The organism is Lysinibacillus agricola (assembly GCF_016638705.1).
Classification (GTDB): Bacteria; Bacillota; Bacilli; order Bacillales_A; family Planococcaceae; genus Lysinibacillus; species Lysinibacillus agricola.
Genome location: NZ_CP067341.1, coordinates 491,716 through 510,595, shown reverse-complemented (window position 1 = coordinate 510,595; position 18,880 = coordinate 491,716). Strand labels below are relative to the sequence as shown.

General features: G+C 35.1%; 12 protein-coding genes, 2 pseudogenes and 1 riboswitch. Of the genes and pseudogenes, 4 read left to right on the top strand and 10 right to left on the bottom strand.

Annotation, left to right across the window (positions count from 1 at the left end; all coding sequences use genetic code 11):
• Positions 1-21 precede the first annotated feature (21 nt).
• Positions 22-1,680 (bottom strand): SpaA isopeptide-forming pilin-related protein, encoded by a 1,659-nt coding sequence (locus FJQ98_RS02380; protein WP_053597142.1) that lies wholly within the window; start codon positions 1,678-1,680, stop codon positions 22-24.
• Between the two features lie 35 nt (positions 1,681-1,715).
• Positions 1,716-5,936: a SpaA isopeptide-forming pilin-related protein gene (locus FJQ98_RS02375; protein WP_425492694.1), complete on the bottom strand. Its 4,221-nt coding sequence runs from the start codon at positions 5,934-5,936 to the stop codon at positions 1,716-1,718.
• A gap of 2,353 nt (positions 5,937-8,289) precedes the next feature.
• On the opposite strand from FJQ98_RS02375, the gene FJQ98_RS26580 reads away from it, so the two are divergent.
• From FJQ98_RS26580 to FJQ98_RS02365, 3 genes and pseudogenes are all read left to right on the top strand, one after another.
• A complete protein-coding gene (locus FJQ98_RS26580; protein ID WP_241774653.1) occupies positions 8,290-8,466 on the top strand; it encodes an HTH domain-containing protein in 177 nt (58 codons plus the stop codon).
• Between the two features lie 14 nt (positions 8,467-8,480).
• Complete coding sequence (locus tag FJQ98_RS02370; RefSeq protein WP_053597144.1) at positions 8,481-9,848, top strand: helix-turn-helix domain-containing protein; 1,368 nt, start codon at positions 8,481-8,483, stop codon at positions 9,846-9,848.
• 427 nt (positions 9,849-10,275) lie between these two features.
• A pseudogene (locus FJQ98_RS02365) lies at positions 10,276-10,478 on the top strand (transposase); the annotation flags it as partial.
• A gap of 43 nt (positions 10,479-10,521) precedes the next feature.
• On the opposite strand, the gene FJQ98_RS02360 reads toward FJQ98_RS02365, so the two are convergent.
• The 4 genes from FJQ98_RS02360 to FJQ98_RS02345 are packed head-to-tail and all read right to left on the bottom strand — an operon-like array spanning position 10,522 to position 13,135.
• Positions 10,522-11,535, bottom strand: coding sequence for a ThiF family adenylyltransferase (locus FJQ98_RS02360; protein ID WP_053597145.1), 1,014 nt, complete (start codon positions 11,533-11,535; stop codon positions 10,522-10,524).
• A complete protein-coding gene (locus tag FJQ98_RS02355; protein ID WP_053597146.1) occupies positions 11,532-12,299 on the bottom strand; it encodes a thiazole synthase in 768 nt (255 codons plus the stop codon). The genes FJQ98_RS02360 and FJQ98_RS02355 overlap by 4 nt, the downstream gene beginning before the upstream one ends.
• Before the next feature lie 2 nt (positions 12,300-12,301).
• Positions 12,302-12,502 carry a sulfur carrier protein ThiS gene (thiS, locus tag FJQ98_RS02350; protein WP_053597149.1) on the bottom strand — a complete coding sequence of 67 codons (201 nt, stop codon included), beginning with the start codon at positions 12,500-12,502 and terminating at the stop codon, positions 12,302-12,304.
• Positions 12,503-12,508: 6 nt separating this feature from the next.
• On the bottom strand, positions 12,509-13,135 hold the full coding sequence (locus tag FJQ98_RS02345; protein ID WP_053597147.1) for a thiamine phosphate synthase: 627 nt from the start codon (positions 13,133-13,135) through the stop codon (positions 12,509-12,511).
• A gap of 732 nt (positions 13,136-13,867) precedes the next feature.
• Positions 13,868-13,975: riboswitch (TPP riboswitch) on the bottom strand.
• A 284-nt stretch (positions 13,976-14,259) separates the two neighbouring features.
• On the opposite strand from FJQ98_RS02345, the pseudogene FJQ98_RS02340 reads away from it, so the two are divergent.
• Positions 14,260-15,622: pseudogene (locus FJQ98_RS02340) on the top strand (IS4 family transposase).
• Positions 15,623-16,055: 433 nt separating this feature from the next.
• On the opposite strand, the gene FJQ98_RS02335 reads toward FJQ98_RS02340, so the two are convergent.
• The 4 genes from FJQ98_RS02335 to FJQ98_RS02320 all read right to left on the bottom strand — a co-directional run bounded on the left by FJQ98_RS02335 (position 16,056) and on the right by FJQ98_RS02320 (position 18,706).
• Positions 16,056-16,190, bottom strand: coding sequence for an AAA domain-containing protein (locus tag FJQ98_RS02335; protein WP_143114753.1), 135 nt, complete (start codon positions 16,188-16,190; stop codon positions 16,056-16,058).
• A gap of 277 nt (positions 16,191-16,467) precedes the next feature.
• A complete protein-coding gene (locus FJQ98_RS27475) occupies positions 16,468-16,641 on the bottom strand; it encodes an AAA domain-containing protein (protein ID WP_143114756.1) in 174 nt (57 codons plus the stop codon).
• Positions 16,642-17,201: 560 nt separating this feature from the next.
• Complete coding sequence (locus FJQ98_RS02325) at positions 17,202-18,224, bottom strand: trypsin-like serine peptidase (protein WP_053594580.1); 1,023 nt, start codon at positions 18,222-18,224, stop codon at positions 17,202-17,204.
• A gap of 113 nt (positions 18,225-18,337) precedes the next feature.
• The gene (locus FJQ98_RS02320) at positions 18,338-18,706 is read right to left on the bottom strand and encodes a DUF3221 domain-containing protein (protein WP_053594579.1); all 369 of its coding nucleotides are present in this window, start codon (positions 18,704-18,706) and stop codon (positions 18,338-18,340) included.
• Between the last annotated feature and the right edge of the window lie 174 nt (positions 18,707-18,880).

Below are 18,880 nucleotides of genomic sequence, written 5' to 3'. Positions count from 1 at the left end.
TAAGTATAACTATATAAATAATTAGTTATTTACTGTTTTTCTTCGGAAGAAAACAAATGTCGCTGCAGCCATTAGTACAATACCTACTATAGAGAATAGTATTGTTCCCATACCGCCTGTTGAAGGAAGGTACCAGCCGCTCTTATTATTTTTTACATCTAATTCAATTTTTTGATGATCTGCATTAATTGTTACATCAATTGGGTCTCTTAATTGTTGATAAGAAGCTGTTGTACCATCATCTTTTATATAAGTCGGTGCTTTTGTCTCAACGATTTGGTAATCTCCGTAAGGGATATTGTTCCATGTGATCAAACCATTTACGTCTGATACACCTTTTACTGGTTGCCCTCCTAATACTACGACTTTACCGTTATCGCGTAATTCAAATTCTGCACCTGCTAATGTTTTTCCGTCTGCACCATCCACTTTTGTTAATTGAATGCTTCCTGCTGTTGGTGTTACAATAACTGGATTTGTTTCCTTATTACCTGTTATGTCGTTTTTGTTTGTAAAATCAATTGCTGCTGTATTTGGAATTTCTGTTCCTGCCGCTGTTTCTTCTTTAATTTGCGACTTGATTTGCAAATGAAGTTCTTTTTTACCATCTAACTTTGAAAAATCTTTTACAGTAGCTGTTACTTTTTGACCATCTACCGTTACTTCTACAACACTTGCATCTACTGCTACGCCATCGATTGTTACAACTGGTGTACCTTGAATTGTTAATCGATCATCAAGCGTATCTGTTACTGCATAATTTTTATAATCCTTAATATCTTCTGGAATTAACGTTTTAATATCATAATTGTAATCTTTTAACGGATTAATTGGTAAAAACTCTAAATCGTTATTAATCTTTTTATCAATTGTTGGTTCTAGATAGTTTGTAATTTCTACTGGCACGACAACACCAGATTTAATCGTACCGTCTGCATTAATTGTACCGGATTCTTGAATTGAAAACGGATATTTTGTTGAATCTAAAACATATCCTGTAGGTGCTTTTATTTCTTGGAAATAGTAATCACCGTATTCTAGACCTTCTGCACGAATTTTCCCATTAGTACCTGTTGTTAAACCAGTTTTTACTGCTGTGCCATCTGCTTTAAATAAAGTGAATTCAGCACCTGCTAGATCTTTACCTTCTGCACCTTTTTTTGTTAATTCTACTGCCCCGCGTTTAATTTCGTTCTTTGGATACATGTGAACATCATAGTTTAATACGTCACCATTCTTACTTGTCATTGGAATATCGACTGTATATGTATTTGGGTTTAAATTAATATGTGGTGGACCAGAAACTTCTTTTACTTCATAACGACCTAATGGTAAATCTTTAAATACAGCTTGACCGTCTGCATCTGTTGTTACTTTAATCGGAGTTGCATTTGTTACTGGTGTTACAGATTCTTCTGCAATTTTTCCATCATTTGAAATCTTATTGAATGACATAATTTGTTTAATCTCAAACGTTACGCCTGGTAATGCCTTAGCATCTGTAGGAATGGTTTGATTTGCAGAACCATCACCTTCTGTACTTGGCGCTCCATTTTTTTCTTGTTCATACTTGTGGATTGTTAAAGTACCATTCGTTGGGGTTGCTGCCTTTGCAAACATACCCGGTAATGTTGCGAACATTACTACAAAAGCTAGTAAAAGCCTTAGCGTTTTTTTCATTTTCTTTTCCTCACCGTCTCTATAAATTTTCGAATCTATTTATTTCGACTTCTCTTGCGAAGTAATAGGAATAACGCGGTTATCATAAGTAATACACCAATTCCGTAGAATAAAGTGGTCCCAATTCCGCCTGTTTTTGGTATCTCCCATCCTATCTTCGAGTTTTTCACTGTCAGTTTTACCACTTCGCCTGATGTTGTAATATTAACGTCTATCGGATCCCTTAAAAGCATATGATCATTTGGTGCTTTCGTTTCAACAAGCTTATATGAACCTAAAGGGATATCCTTAAGTAAAAGTTTCCCGACTCCATCCGTTGTACCACTAGCTATTACTGAATACTGCGTTGAACTATCTGATTCATATTTCCGAAGTTCAAACGTTGCACCTGAGAGAACTTTTCCTGTTTGATCGTCTACTTTTGTAATTTCAAGTGATCCAGGTTGCGCTTTCATAATAACCCCTACCCGTAAGGGTTCTACAGCTAGAAGTTCATTCGTTGTCACTGCAAAGGAATTCCATGCAGCACGGTCCACTTCAGGTGTCTTTTCGTCAAAAAGTGCCGTGTCTACTGGTAAGGCTGGCGCTTTTGCCTCTACGTCAAATTGAATATCTTGTCCTTCTAACCATTGGACGCCATCATTCATGACAATCTTGAAACTATGAATATCGTTCCAATTTGTAACCGCACTTGCCAACATCCAATTTGGATCCTCTGCACCAGCTGGGTTCGGTTGTGGTGTAGAACCGACCGAATAATCTACTGTTGCGTATAAATCATCACGTTTTGGGTTTTTGGACATACTGTAGTAAACTGTGACTTGGTCTTGCCATTTCGTTCCCGCAAAACTAATAGGTCCTTTTAATGTCGTTTCAAATTTACTACCTCGTTCTGTGTTATCCGTAATTCCTAAATCCCCTACTGACGGTAATACATCTAGAAACATAAACTGCTCAATAATTTCATTCGTTGTATTAGTTAAATTGAAACGATACGTTACATCTCCATCTGGGTTTGTATATCCAAATAACGAAAACTCATCGTCTAAACTACCTTTTACTTGTTTCATAATTTGCAAGTTATCGTTCTTGACAATCGAATACTTATTAGCTGACTTGACACGAGGCTGAGTCGTATTTCCGTTTTGATTTAGATCATTCGTATCTGTTTCTAGAACTGATTTTGTATAAACATTTCCTTGAGAAGTAGGTACTTGCAGCCCCGTATTCGCTGAGAAGCCATATACTTGCAATTCTAGATTTGATAACGCTGTTCGTGTTACATCCACATCAAAGTTTGCCGTTATTTTTTCACCAGGTAATAAACGTTGATTATCCCAAGTGAATTTGATTTGTTGTTGACCGTTAACCTCACCGATTACTTGATATGTCGGATTCACTGAATTATTGCTGTACAACATATTTGGTTGGTCCAATATGTTGATCCCTTTTGGTAATAACGCAACGAGTTCCAGCGGTCCTGTAATATTCGCTTGTGATGCAGCATTATTTTGGAACTGAATTTGGATACGGTTGTTCCCGCGTTGTACGTTTGAGCCTGTTGTTAACGGCTTACCTCCACTATCTACAAACTGAATAGAAGATTGGACAAGCGGATCCTCACTTGAATTCTGAACAATATTGACATGGCGATTCCCCATAGGTGATGAATCATCAATAGGTTCACGCTCTATTTTTGTACCATCATTTAACTCAAAATAATTCTTTACACTATTGGCTGTCTGTCCTACAGCACCTTTTACTACATTATAAAAAGAATTAACGGTGCCATACATTTTACCTGAAGCATTTCTATAAATGACACGAAAAGCTTCGACATGACCATCCTTACCAAATTGAGTTACATCCAATTTACCTGTGTTTGTACCAACTTGATTTGAAATTGGGAATTGAATAGGATACTCTGATTTCCATACACCGTTTATTTTTAATTGGACAAATGTATCTGGTATTTGTGTAAGTGGTCTTTTTGCAACTGATGTATTATAGAACTCATAAGGTTTCACCAAAAGAAGTTCTGTTAAATCTAATTTACTGTCAATGGTATATTCCATCGTATAGGTTTTATATCCTGAATCTATTATTTGTTGATAAGGATACTGGCTATTGTTATTTTGCCAAGCTCCTGAATTGATTCGATAGTTCATCCCATAAGGGCCTATAACCGAAGGACTAAAAAAACGTAAATATGCCTCATCCGTAACAGTTGGTATATAATTTAAATTATTATTATCATTATTTATCTTCCCACTACTACCATCCAAAGGCCCTCTATGCACCCCATAGTAATACTGACCATTAACATCCGGCGTGGGTCCTCCACCACTTGCAATCATTATATCGCTACTTCCTGATGTACTAATATTGGATATGTTTCCAATCCTATAGGGCTGATAAGTAGCTGTTGCCGTATTTGTTATAGTTGAGAAATCTGGGATACTAGAATCAAATTTCAAATTAATCTTTAACTCTTTTGTAAATAAATTCCCATTAATACTTACTAGTTCTTGTTCAGCAAAAGTTGGTGCATCGAATTCCCAAGTTACTGTGTTATTTGAGGAATTATATACACCCGTAAACCCTGAGTCTTGTAAAGTAGAATCAAAAACGAGCCCTGCAGGTATTTGATCGACAATGCGGATTTTACCATTTTCTTGAATATAGCTCAGTCCTGCATCTGTTTTAGGGATGCTGGCTTTAATCGTCCAACCACCTAAGTCCCCTTGAACCGGAGCGTCAGTACTCAAAGTCCAGCTATTATTACTGTACTTTTTTGTACTAGTATAGGTTTTAGAGATACCCACTGCTCCATTTGAAATGACCATTGTCGTTTTTTTACCGGAGTCCAAAGCTTCCGCATACTGATCTACTTTAATACTCGCATTAGATTCGAGATTCCTGATATTTTTATCTTTATCGCTAACAGGCGTTTTTCCTAGTTCAGGAATTACTTGAATAATGGTTTTATAGACTTGTCCAGATACCAATTCTGGGAAATTGTAAGTTAAAGTACCATTCTGTGCATTATAGATTGGACTCACACCATCAATCGTTAATGTTTCATTCGGAACACCGTTTTGAATTTGCGGGTAAATTATAGGAACCTCTGGATGCTTCGGTAAGTTGACAACCATTTGGCCATTCGTCAAAGTTGTCTGGGAGCCTGTTACTTTTACATTCAACTCATAATTGGCTGTTTTTCCAGAAAGCACTTCTTGTTGTAAAGAGTTTAAATACAACTCTAGATTTGCTGTTCCTAGTGTAGCGTTAAATGCTACCGCTGTTTTCAATGTTGTGGTAGATCCTTTTGCTGTTTCCGATGTTGTGGTAGATTCTTTCTCCGTTTCCGATGTTGCGGTAGATCCTTTTGCTGTTTCCGATGTTGTGGTAGATTCTTTCTCTGTTTCCGATGTTGCGGTAGATTCTTTTGCTGTTTCCGATGTTGTGGTAGATTCTTTCTCTGTTTCCGATGTTGCGGTAGATTCTTTTGCTGTTTCCGATGTTGTGGTAGATTCTTTCTCTGTTCCCGATGTTGCGAAAGATTCTTTTGCTGTTTCCGATGTTGCGGTAGATTCTTTCTCTGTTCCCGATGTTGCGAAAGATTCTTTTGCTGTTTCCGATGTTGCGGTAGATTCTTTTGCTGTTTCCGATGTTGCGGTAGATTCTTTTGCTGTTTCCGATGTTGCGGTAGATTCTTTTGCTGTTTCCGATGTTGTGGTATTAGCACTAACAGCTCCATTTGAAATTACTTTTGTTGTTTTCTTTCCTGAATTCAACGCATCTGCATATTGGTCTACTTTCACACTCGCATCAGCTTCGAGATTTTTCTCTTTATCGCTGACAGGTGTTTTTCCTAACTCAGGAACTGCCTGAATAATCGTTTTGTAGACTTGTCCGGATTTTAATTCTTTGAAATTGTAAGTTAATGTAGCGTTTTGCGCATTATAGATTGGACTCACACCAGCGATTGTTAATGTTGCATCTGGAACACCGTTTGGAATTTGCGAGTAAGTCACGGGAACCTCAGGATGCTTCGGTAGAATCACGACGAGTTTACCATTCGTCAAAGTTGTCTGGGAGCCTGTTACTTTTACATTCAACTCAAAATCAGCTGTTTTTCCAGAAAGTACTTCTTGTTGTAGCGCTTTAAAATCCAGTTCCAAATTTGGTACTTCTGACGCGGCAGCTACTGCAGATATATCAAATTGCTGAAATGACAATAGCACCGACATCATCAGAATCAACGCTTTACTAACACATTCCCTCACCAGCAAGTATCCTCCTTTCTAACTAATTTTAGGATTTTTTTACCAACTTATAACTTTCCACCTTCCTTTATTTAACTTTTGTGATGGTACATTGTCTTCTGTCACTTAAGCTATGCTTTTGATTGTGATTCCTGCCTAATCTCACATGATTTTTATCTAGACTGTAACGAATTCACCATTCGAAAACTGTTCCCGTTAGAAAACACAGGCATCGTCCCATGTCGATTTACCATCCACCATTATCACCGAACTTGAATCCGATTGAATAATTATAGAAGCGGTCGAAGCACAGCGTCATCGCCAATAAGTTTCATCTGACACAAGCATTCATCATAAAGGTCATTAGAGATCCACTCCATAGATTTCCAATGAACCACTTAGACTTTACCAATATACAGCACTTTTATCAGTCATAAATATTTCCTTTATCAAAGGAAATATTGTTTATTTAAGTTGACTTCACAATTTTAAACCTGTCAGCATCAATGCTTTCACATATATTAAAAACAGAAAATCCCATACATTCGTTATCATATTTTCTATATTTCATCACTGAAAACTTCTTAGGAATTGTACATACTTCCATCGGGGAAAGTGAGATGGAGTTACAATATAATATTTGAACCCCTCCTTTGCCGTGTAATCGTAGATTTTGTACGGTTAAGAGAACACATAATACAGTTGGATTTTACTTATCCAGGCGTTTCCATACTCCCTAATATTTCGAAATCCTAATTTAACTACAAAAAAAGGCTAAGACTCACTTGTGATACCAGTGAATGTCTTAGCTTACAACAAAAAGAAATTATACTTAAGATTTGCCTCTACAATTCATAAAGAACACATTTACCCTCTTCTAAAGATAAGAAAAGGTTTCTACAACACTTTCATGATAAAATGCACCAGTGTAATTCTATTACAGTCTATGGAATTCTAAAGTAAATAAATTCTCAATTAATTTACATGTATCAATTACCACTATTCCTCCCCTCCTAATTACTGATTAGTTTTTTATTTCCACGACTATTGCACCTACAAAAGGAAAATCACTAGCAAGAAACCCCTTTGAAATATTTATATAACTCGCTAAAAACTAGATTTCTTTAACAGAAAAGAAACTATTTTACCCCCAAATAGTTTCTTCTCTGTTTATTCACTTTTGCGCGTTACAAAATCATGTACAGCCTTGACATGGCTGGCGTAACAATGCTGTACATAGGAATAGAAGCAACTTAATTTATAGTTACTTTCAAGGAAACACGGGGGAAGGTGAACTCCTCAATTTCGTTCCCTCTATTCCTACAGACAACAGTAGTTTATTTTTAAAATTTAATCTACCCACTATAGTTATATAAAAGTATTTCGCTTTTATATAACTCAGATTACCTAATCAACTATTACTTCATTAAACACCTTAATTATTTGCACCACTTTTCATTACTAATTTGATAATAATTTTCTACATCTTTTCTTTCCTTACTTAAAATTATTCTCCTCATCATTGATAGGTGTTGAAATAATGTTGACTGTCAAATACCTAGAATTCTGGTTAACTGTGTTCCACTTAATGTTTTATGTTTAATTATTTCATTGATAATTTTCAATCGTACTGGGTTCACCATTAATTTTAACAAATATGCATCCTCTTCATACATCACACTTTGGATATCTTGAATATGTACTTATCATTCTCCCTTACTTATATTAGCTTACGTAGCATATCTATCAAAATACATTACATATACAAGGGATTCGGCAGAAACCAAAATGAGAATCATTACAATTACCCATAATATGCTCATTCATAAGATTTCTTTTTCTTCTTTCTACCTTAGGGAGGCAATGTATTAATTGACAGCACCTCCTTAAACCTTCTATTATGATGATAACAAGATCTCAAAACTTATAAACCTTTTTTTCTTCTCTTAACAAAGGAAAAAATATTGTCATATTATATCGAAATACTAGACATATTACGACAATATTTTTTGATATGATTGGCTATTAATCATAAATTTTACCTAAAGGAAGAAATAGAACAAACAAGCAGTAGTAATCGTACCATATCCTAAGAAAAGGGAATTTATAGAAATTAAAACCTTTTGGGACATTTATTTATGAGAGCTGTAAGGACAAACTTAGTATATAATCAGAACTGTTTTTAATAATTTTCTACTTGAAATCATTACTCTTTTCACAAAAAATTTATGTATAAAAAAATAATTCCTCTTTATTTGTTCAAAAAGGTAGACAGATTTTTTTATGATGGAGAGTCAATGGGAACTAATAATATTGTTATATATCAAAAAGGGGAATTCCTATGAAACAAAATATTATAACTAAAAGGCAGTTTTTAACATTGGAATATTTAGAAAAAACAACCGGATGGATTAGCTCTGAAGAACTAGGAATCTACATTGGATGTTCATATAAAACTATTCTAAATGAGATTAAAATTATAAAAAAAAACTACCTAAAAATTGGATTTTACATATAAAAAAGGGATATGGTATGAAATTAATTCATCCCAAATATGAAACAGTTGCTAGCATATTTACCCATGATCATAATGATTTAACTTTTCAGCTAATAAATTTATTGGTTGAAAACAGAGGTTATTCTATGGAAGAAATCGGGGAATTGTTATATATAAATCGTAACATGACTGTTGAATTACTCAGGAAAGTGGAACAGATGATTAAACCATTTTTTTTAACTTTAAAAAGTAGGCCCTATTATATTGAGGGAAATGAAGGAAGCGTTCGCTTATTATTATTCGAAATGTTATTTTCAACAAATGATAATTCTTATTTTCAGAGTTTCGCAAAATATCAGGAGATACCGCTAAAGATCAAGATTTATTTAGAGGTAACACACGGAATAACCATTACTCATTTTGGTATGAATATATTTTTAAACTTTATAAAGATTTGTATTTCACGGAGTCAGAAAGGATTTGAAGTGGGAGAACTTCCCTTTGGTATTGAAGAGAAATTAATACAGCAAGGGTATTTTAAAGAGTTTAATAATTTGTTTTTATTATTGGAAGAAATGTTAGACTATGAAATTCCTATAAAAGAACGAGTATGCATTTATTTAGCATTAATACTTTCAGAATTGGAGTATATAAATTCCATTGAATTAGCTCTTGAAAAGTATTCAAAAGTTGACGTTGTAACGGCACTAGAACTATTTGCTGCAGACAAAGATTTTAAGTATTTACATGTTCCTCAAAACGAATGTAAGGAGTTTCTTGAATTTTTACATTTTCTTAAAGAGTATTTAGATTATGATTTTCTATATGATAAAACCTTTGTCATTAAAACGTTTAGTCTTTATTGTATTGCAAAAGTAAGAAGTGTTTTGCCAGAGCTTCAATACTCTCCAAAAAAAACTGTACTAACAGAGATTACTAATGGATATCCTATATTTTCGAAAGAAATAGCAATAATCAGAAAGGATTGGGAGGAGAAAATGGCTTTTAAATGCAATAATAAAGTCTCAATGTTTTTTGCTTTATTATTGTTACAATACATTACTGCAGAAAAAAAATTGCAACCGAATGTTTTATATGTTACATCCCGCTCTCAAATTATCAGTGATTTTACTTTGAATAACTTGAATATACGTTTCGAGGGGAAAGCAAACCTGAAAATGAAACCTGTTTGGGAATTACATGAATCTACTATGATATTTAAAAATATAGATTTAATTATAACAGATACTGTTTTACCATTACTGTTAAAAGATATTCCCATCATCTTAATTGATAATAACCCTTCAAATAAAGAGCTTTTAGAAATTAAATATGCTTTAAATCAATGTATGAAAACAAAGATGGACTGTTTTCTTTTCAGTAAAGATATAATTTCATCGTAATCACCTATATAGAACTATATCATAATGACCTTTCGAAAAAAACAAAAATCGTCAGGTCTTTTTGGCGTATCTGAATGTGAAGTGGTGAGGGATATCCTTCACCACTTCACATTCATAAAAATATAAATTATTCTTTAAATAATGTTGACTAATCGTAAGAAGAGTCTGGGACAAAACCCTCCTCTGAAAACTAATAAGAACCACCTCTAATAATATAAAGTACATCACATACCAAATCTCAGAAAGAAAGGTTCTTACGTTCAAATTATAAAATGAATCAACTATTTTACCTTTAGATTTAGAGGTAATCGACTTTTAATACTTAATAGAATTTAAAAAATCATAATTAGTTACTATGATTATTAGCAATTCATAAGTTTTTCAGTACCCTTACGAAATAAGGGGTGTCTAGCTTATCACCCCCGAATTTTCTGATCATAAAATTGCAGCGCCTTTAAAAAATAGTATTCGGATGATGTGGCTTGTACAAGGATATGAACCAACCTATTGCACAATTAATCGTTCCATATCCAATCGGAAGTAAAAGAATTAATTCGCCAATGTTTTGTCCAATTCCGCTGCCAGCTTGTGCAAAAAAAGTTCATTAATCAAGAAGCAATTTTTATTGATGAATAACAAAAATACATCCCGCAATGATGTTTTTAATAAAATATTAACCCATCAACTTGGCCGCAATCGTTTTAGCTTTGACATCGTCCTTGGTGCCGTGGATCAACATGCGACCGTCACGGAAAAGAACAATTCGGTGGCCACTAAAATTGCATGCCAAAAGGTGCATATTACAAATGAGTCCGGTTACGATTGGATGAATGACTTCGGCAATCTGCCTTAATTCCACTTTCCGATCTTGAGACCATGTCAATTGGACAGTATCCCGACCACATAAGACTGCCGTTCTTGTCTGACTTTCCATAGATAAAAATGGATATATTGCATCTTTCGAACAGCTCAGACAATCAGAACGCCGAAGCGATGTTACATCTATCGCGGCCTGATCGCCAGTCCAAAGATCAAAAGATTTCAAGTTGGAATCCACTTCTTCACCGACAAGATATTTGAATACATTCGTTACTTGATGAGCTGCAACCACCTGGATGATCGGACTGATAACTCCTGCTGTATCGCATGTAAGTGTTTGTGACGGAAGTGTGTCCAACAAACAATGAAGACAAGGACGCTCCCCTAATCCAATTGGATAAGTCAATCCATAACTGGCAACAACCGCTCCCATAAAAAATGGAATGCTCAGCTTCCTTGATGCATCATTCATTAACAGTCTCGTTTCTATATTATCTGTTGCATCTACAATCAACGTTTTTCCGCTGACAAGATCTTCGGCATTTTTTGCTGTGACATCAGCCACAATTGTTTCTACATCAACCGTGCTGTTAATTTCACTTAGCCGCTTCTTGGCAGCAACAGCCTTAGGGAGCTGGTCTATTACATCTTTTTCAATATAAAGCTGCTGCCGCTGCAAATTGCTCCAGTCAAGAATATCCCTGTCAACAATCGTAAGCTTCCCAACACCCGCGCGTACAAGCATCTCTGCACTTGCCGAGCCAAGCGCCCCTGCCCCAATGATTAAAATGTGAGCCTGGCCAATTTCCTTTTGGCCTTTTTCTCCAATCGGTTCAAATAATTCCTGCCTTGAATAGCGGCTGTTCACGACGGGAGCACCCCTTCAAGAGGACTGCTTGCCACAGCATAATCTCTTTCCTCGATCCGGCCAGCTTCAAAACCCAAGCGGCCGGCTTCAATGGCTAGCTTCATCGCTTTAGCCATTTTTATAGGATCATTCGCCCCAGACACGGCGGTGTTCAATAGAACGGCATCAGCTCCAAGCTCCATAGCATACGCTGCATCTTTTGGTGAACCAATGCCAGCATCGACAATAACAGGAACTGAAGATTGTTCAATAATAAATTTCAAATTAAGCGGATTTAAAATTCCTCTTCCGGAACCGATCGGTGATGCACCCGGCATGACCGCATGAACACCAAGCTCTTCCAACCTTCGTGCCAAGACAATATCGTCCGACGTATAGGTGAGCACAGTGAACCCTTCTGCCAACAGCATATCAGACGCTCTCAACGTTTCAATTGGGTCAGGTAAAAGTGTCCGATCGCAACCGATAATTTCGACCTTTATCATGTCACACAGCCCTGATGCTTTGGCTAATTTTGCCGTCCGTACCGCATCTTCAGCAGTTTTGGCTCCTGCCGTATTTGGAAGTAATGTATATTTGGATAAATCTAGCATTTCAAGAAAGTTTGGCTGCGACGGTTCAAATACGTTCATCCTTCTTACGGCAAATGTAAGAATTTCAGCATCGGACACATGGACTGCTTCCTTTTGTATTTCAAAAGACGGATACTTTCCTGTCCCCAGTAAAAGTCTTGATTGAAAAGTTTGATCTCCTATTTTTAACATGTTCATCCTCCTCCTACAAAATGGATCATCTCCACTTGGTCACGTTCGCGAATGGGGCGATCATATTGATCTTTTTGAACAATCTCCTTATTTACTTCAACAATCACGATCCGCTTGGAAAGCTCGAAATGCTCAAGTAATTGCTGAACGGTTGAAGCATCTTTGGGTAGCTTATAAACTTTACCGTTTAATGTAATATTTATCAAAATTTAACTCCTCTCAACCTTTTGATAAGCAATAGCTTGTCGACAAGCCTCGTAATATTCCTTTGTAGCCGATACCGGATCATCACTTTCAAAGATTGTTGACATGACAGCTATTCCATTTACTCCGATATCGTGCAGCATGTCGATATGTTCAGTTTTGATTCCTCCGATTGCATACAAATCAACTGTCACTTTTTTCGAGATTTCTTGAAGTTCAGAAAGCCCGCGGGGTTCTACACCCCTTTTGCAGTTCGTTTCAAATACATGTCCATATAGCAGCCAATTGGCTCCAGCATACGAAGCGCGTTCAGCCTCTATAGCGGAATGTACTGATTTTCCCGCGAGTAACTGTGGAAAATTGTCTTTCGCTTGCGAAATGGAAAGCCCGTGGCCTGGAAGCTGCACCCGTTGAATATTCGAGGCAACAGCCACATCCACCCTGTCATTCACAATTAATTTATCCTTACTGACTTTTGCTTCAGTCAATGCCGTAATCAACTCTATGTATTCATTTACTGTTTTCGTCCGTTCTCTGATAATGAAATAATCTACAAACGGTTCTGTATCAATCATGATTTTAGTTAAATGATCCACCTTGAACCGATCATTCGTCACGGCTATCAGCTTCAATCACATTCCCCCTATTGAAAACACATAAAAAAATCGAGTAGGAGGCTAATCATTATTTGATTAGCCGACTCACACCACCATACTTACAGTCCCGTATATGGCGGTTCAATCTCTTAAGTATCGGAGCTCATAAAGTTGGCTTAGGTCTTTCAATCCCCACTTTGTGAGCTTTTCATTTGTTAAAGCTCCGATGTATGATCTCGCTTCTCGATAGTCGCCAATATCCTTTCCTTGAATTTGCTGTTTTCATCGCATCATCATGGTCGATTCCATACTGACGTAGTTTCGTGTACCTTGTTTTTGGTTGCTTCCATCGTTTCTAAATCAGTTGACGCAAACGATGATTTAACCAAGCTTGTATTTCTTTTATAGCCACCCTCTTTACCGGTTGCGATTGGTAACGATTCTATCGATTACATTGATACCATCTTGTTTTTTCATCTCAATGTCTACATCCCTACACGCTCTTATATACACTCACACCTCCAGATTATTCCTTTATAAGCAACTCTCTTTCGGTCTTTACCTCAGTGCTTTCTTTGTTTCGACGAGATGTCTTCACCTCCTTGTTCTTTCAAGATTTAAGATTGTTCGGTCCTTCACTCTCGTTAGAGAACTACTATGACATTTGCAGACTTCTCTTATGGACTTTCACCACCGAATTGTTGAACATGCCGGGCGCGCAAAAAAACCACTTTCCTAAGCGAGGAAAGTGGTACTTTAAATAAAATATAAAGTAACATAACACTTCCCTACGCAGGCTCAAACCTGATCAGGTTATAAGGGTATCAGAGTACACTCTTCTCTCAGTCCTTTAAAAGGATTCCCCTAGTGATTTCGCATTTTTAAATTTTCTGAGTATAAGTATCGTAACATAGAAACTAAAATTATGGAAGTATGTGGAACATTCAAACTTCCAAGAAACCGGTTATTTACATTTAGCGGAATATTATTTACTCAAACTTCGCACCAATATAAATCGGCTTAATCATTGAGCTTGTTTGGTTCTTTACAATTTCAATAGGATTCTTGACAAAATGTTTTATAAATACAAAAAACACCTCATTCTTTGGTATAGTGAATTTGACTAGAATACACTACCAAACGAAAGAGGTGCTTTCATTATGATAGAGCATAATGGACCAAACAATCAACTGTCTAAAGAATTAAAATCTATTTTTAATGAATTAGAAATTTTTAAACATTTACGGAAAGCTGGCATTACGAAGAAGTTTGGGTTTACAACTTCTTATTTGTTTCACCTCGTATTCTGTTTAATTTTTCATCAAAAGAGTTGGTGTACCCTTTTATCATCCAAAAAGGGAGATTGTTATCCAGCCAAAGATGCCGTTTATCGTTTTATGAATCATTCTAAATTTGCTTGGCGTCGTTTTTTAACCTTTTTAAGCGCACACGCCGTTCAAAAAGTCGATGCACTAACAGATGAAAAGCGCCCAAAAACACTGATTATTGACGATTCAATGTTTGATCGGAATCGTAGTAAAAAGGTTGAGCTTCTCGCACGTTGTATGGATCATTCCTCTTTAACGAAGCGCTTCTATAAAGGCTTTCGTATGCTTACTTTGGGTTGGTCAGACGGCTTTACATTTATGCCGCTGGATTTTACGTTACTGAGTTCAAAAAATGCACAAATCAATGGGATTTCGAACAACATCGACAAACGTACCTCGGGCTATAAACGTCGTGTAGAATCGTTAGAATCCGCGCCTACAATCATTCCAAGTATGCTTGAAAGAGCCTTACAAGCAGGTGTATCCGCTGATTATGTGTTAATGGATACGTGGTTTACACAACAACCGCTCATTCAATCCATCGTTGAACTAGGTCTGGATGTCATTGGTATGGTGAAAAATACGAACCAACGTTATTTGATGAACAACCAACGACTCTCTTTAAAAGAATTGTATAAGATTGCCACACCTGTCCCAGACAAGAAAGGAATTTTGCGATCGATTCATACAACGATGGCAAATGGCGTTCAGGTAAAGGTTGTATTTGTCCAAAACAGAAATAAAAAGAGTGAGTGGCTTTGCCATTCTTAGCACGGACTGTACGCTTTCTGAACAAGAAATCATTCGTATTTATGGAATGCGTTGGGACATCGAAGTCTTCTTTAAGACAACCAAATCATTATTGAGACTTCAAAAAGAATTTCAAGGGATGTCTTATGATTTACTCATCAGTCACACAACCATTGTCTTTTCAAGATATATCGTTTTGTCCTGGCAAAATCGCTGCCATACCGACCAGCGAACATTAGGTGGCATTTTCTATGAACTTTGCGATGAAGTAAATGAACTCGATTGGGCTGTCGCTTTACAGCAATTAATCGAGCTTCTTGAAGATACCCTAAAAAAGACAAATACAAAAATCCAAAAACTAATCAAAAGTCAACTTCAGCAATGGATCGCCAGCCTTCCTAATTATATCAAGGCTTATTTGTCGATTTCAGTCTGCGAAGTTTGAGTTATTTATAAATCATGGAAAAATTACAAAAACTGGTTACAAACTATTCTAAGTGATGTTGTTTAGTTACCATTTTACAAATAAAAATTAAAACTTCTGATATGGCACTTTTAAGTAGTAAACGTTCCTAATTAATCATTAATTGAATATAATGATGTGAAAGTGAAGTCACTCTAAAGGAGAAAAAATATTCATGGACGTTCTCAATGAATTCTTTACTTGGGCCTTTGAAAGGCATCATAATGTTTTAAGTTGGTATATTCGCCCATTATTTTTATTACTTGCATATAAAAGAAGCATTATAGGTTTATTATTACTTTAATCGCATTATTTACAAGCATGTTTTGGTTTTCGAAACCGTCAACAGTAGACCCAAAAATAGAAGAATTTTTAGCTATGGAAATGGATTATTTATATGGAGAATGGAGCTTTATTAAAATCTTATTGTTTTCAATGGTAATATTAATTCTGGAGCTGTGGCACGTGCTGCTTCATCTACTATAACCCAATAATATGTTAAATTTTTCAAATTGTGATTTGAAGCTATTCCTACACACGTTGAATGCAATTAAAGACGCCCCTCTTGCAAAAATATCATTAAATCCATCTAACAACTCTATTCTATTTTTCCACTTACTCATTAACTTTACAGTATCAATAAATTTGGGATTTAAAATTCTCTCATCTACTTCGGATTTCTCGTTACTATTAATCAAGATATCATCAATAAATGTCTCTTCTGCATCATTTATATTTAACTTTTCTTTAATTATTTCCTGAACATTATTATTTACCTTTTGTTTAACTTCCCCAGCCCATCTATTAATCTGTTTATTTAGTTTTAATTACTCTGATGAAGTAGAAATTTTTTCACTATCTCCAATTCTTACAATAATTCTATTAAATAAATCATCTGATAAATTTGAAAGCAGATGGTCTACAGCTACATGTGAAGGAGATGTAAATAGAATTTTACTTTTAGGTTCCTTCGAATAAATTTGTTTAATTAATTCTGTTATTACGGTAGATTAACCCGTATCAGGAGGACCTTGAATAATAAAAAGATCATTTGTAGCTAAACATTTCTTTACAGTTTCACGGTTAGCAATATCCAAATTAGTATTGAAAAATCGACATTATAACACATACAATTGTAGTTTCTAAAGTAGGCGTGGATCATTTCTCACTAAAAGGAAATCTTAAGAATAATCAAAAGGTTTGTTTTAATAAATTGGTGACGGTATCTGACTTATCCAAACATGAGAGTTAAGATGCGGATAATGATGATTGTCTAATATAAAAAGGTTTTTAGATGCATACTTTAGGTGTACCGATACCCTAATTTCAATTTCTACATAAAAAGATCAGGCACTCACTTTTATATGTGCCTGATCTTTTAGAATTTTGTCTTCGTTTGTCATTATAAAGATTATATAGAATTAGTGTTACTCTAAGTATTAATTTAACGGAATTGCTGGAACAACTTTATTTGCATTTCTACCTTTACTTTTTATTCATTGTTGGTTAAAAACCCTCTTTTTAGACAGCTTCATGTAAATTTGCTAAGTTTCTGTTATTGTTACTGCAAAGCTTGAGATACAAAATTGAACATATTTGAATTCATCTTCGGTCCGCCATTCATAGTGTTCCCATTAACAATATATGACCCTCTATGAACACCAACAACTTGGTTATTTGCATTTAATAATGCCGATCCCGACTGTCCAGGTGCAGTATCAATTGTATAAAAGGCTAAAGACGTATCTTCTCTTGTAACATTTCCTCTCATACCAAATTGAGAAATCACACCACCTGCTCTTATTAAATCTCCCGGATACCCAAAAATACCAACATTTTGATTAAGAAGATTATTTACTTGTCTTATTCCAAGAAATCCTGCAACATCTCCTGCATGTCTATTATTACTTGCATCTAAAACAAGAACAGCAAAATCTTCTGAGGTTGAACCAGTTGAAATCCAATTAGAAGGTACAAAATAATCCCTAACATTATAAGAACCAAACCATCCCATGCTATTACTTACGCCTGGATAAACTGTTGCACTAGATATACCCCTTTGTGTTCCAGCATCGATTACACAATGTGCATTTGTTAGAACCCTGTTCCTACCAATTAAAGTACCTGTACAAGTACCACTTGTACCATCCGCCCAATTTAATTCAATATACGAAATCGAACTAAATGGTGCTATTTCTGTATCTTCTACAATTGTTCTACCGTCTTCGCCTATTACTATATATGGAGTTATTTCATTTGTATTTTTAGATAAGTTGTCTTCAATAATAACAGGTGAAGGAGTTACATCAATAAATGATTTACTTTGTAATATTAAGTTATCAATCTCAACAGGTGTAATTTTTCCAGTGCCTTGAAAACTAGGTGTTTCACTAATCAATTGCAAATTACTTTTTCTGAAATCCTCATACTTAATTATTTCACCTTTCGAATTTACCATATCATAAGGATGCGACGATTCACTTGAATCAAATGTAAAACTCCCAAGTTGATCCTCTGCAAAGACATTCATAGGAACTAATAAAAAGATAAACATAAAGAAAAACTTTAAAGTAATTTTTTTCATCTTCATTCCTCCTAGACTGTTGTTAACTAACATTCTATTAAATAAAAGAAATAAACGAAAGTTATTATTAATAAATGGTAATTAAGTAGTATTTTATAATTATAGACTTTTGGTCACATTTTTTCTATACGAATAACTTTGATTTTTGCTGGATTTGACTCCAAAATTTCAGAATACCAAATCCTCACTTTATCTCCACTTTTAATCCCTTTCATAGACAGTTTCAATTCATTATTTAAAATTGAAACTGATTCAAATTTATTTGAATTTTCGCTAGCGAAACTCTCTATATCTGATTGTTGAACGTCCTTTCCTTGAATAAAATAGACTATTCCTTCATGCATTACTATATAGCCAATTTCACTTTCGGTATTTTCTTTACTAGATAACAGCTGGCTAACATTACCTATAAACCATAAAACAACAAGAAAAAGTAACAATAAGACCATGTTGATAATAGGTTTGGAGATTCTGTTCTTCATTCAAATCACCACCTTATATATTTAATTATTTTCATATTGAATACAATTTAACGTTTTTAAATGTACATAATATACCAAATACTGTGCTTACCTCTATTCTACAATACAAACGATACTTCACTTGTACTATTTCCTAAAAAAGGGATAGACATGGCAATTGTTTTGAATTTTCAA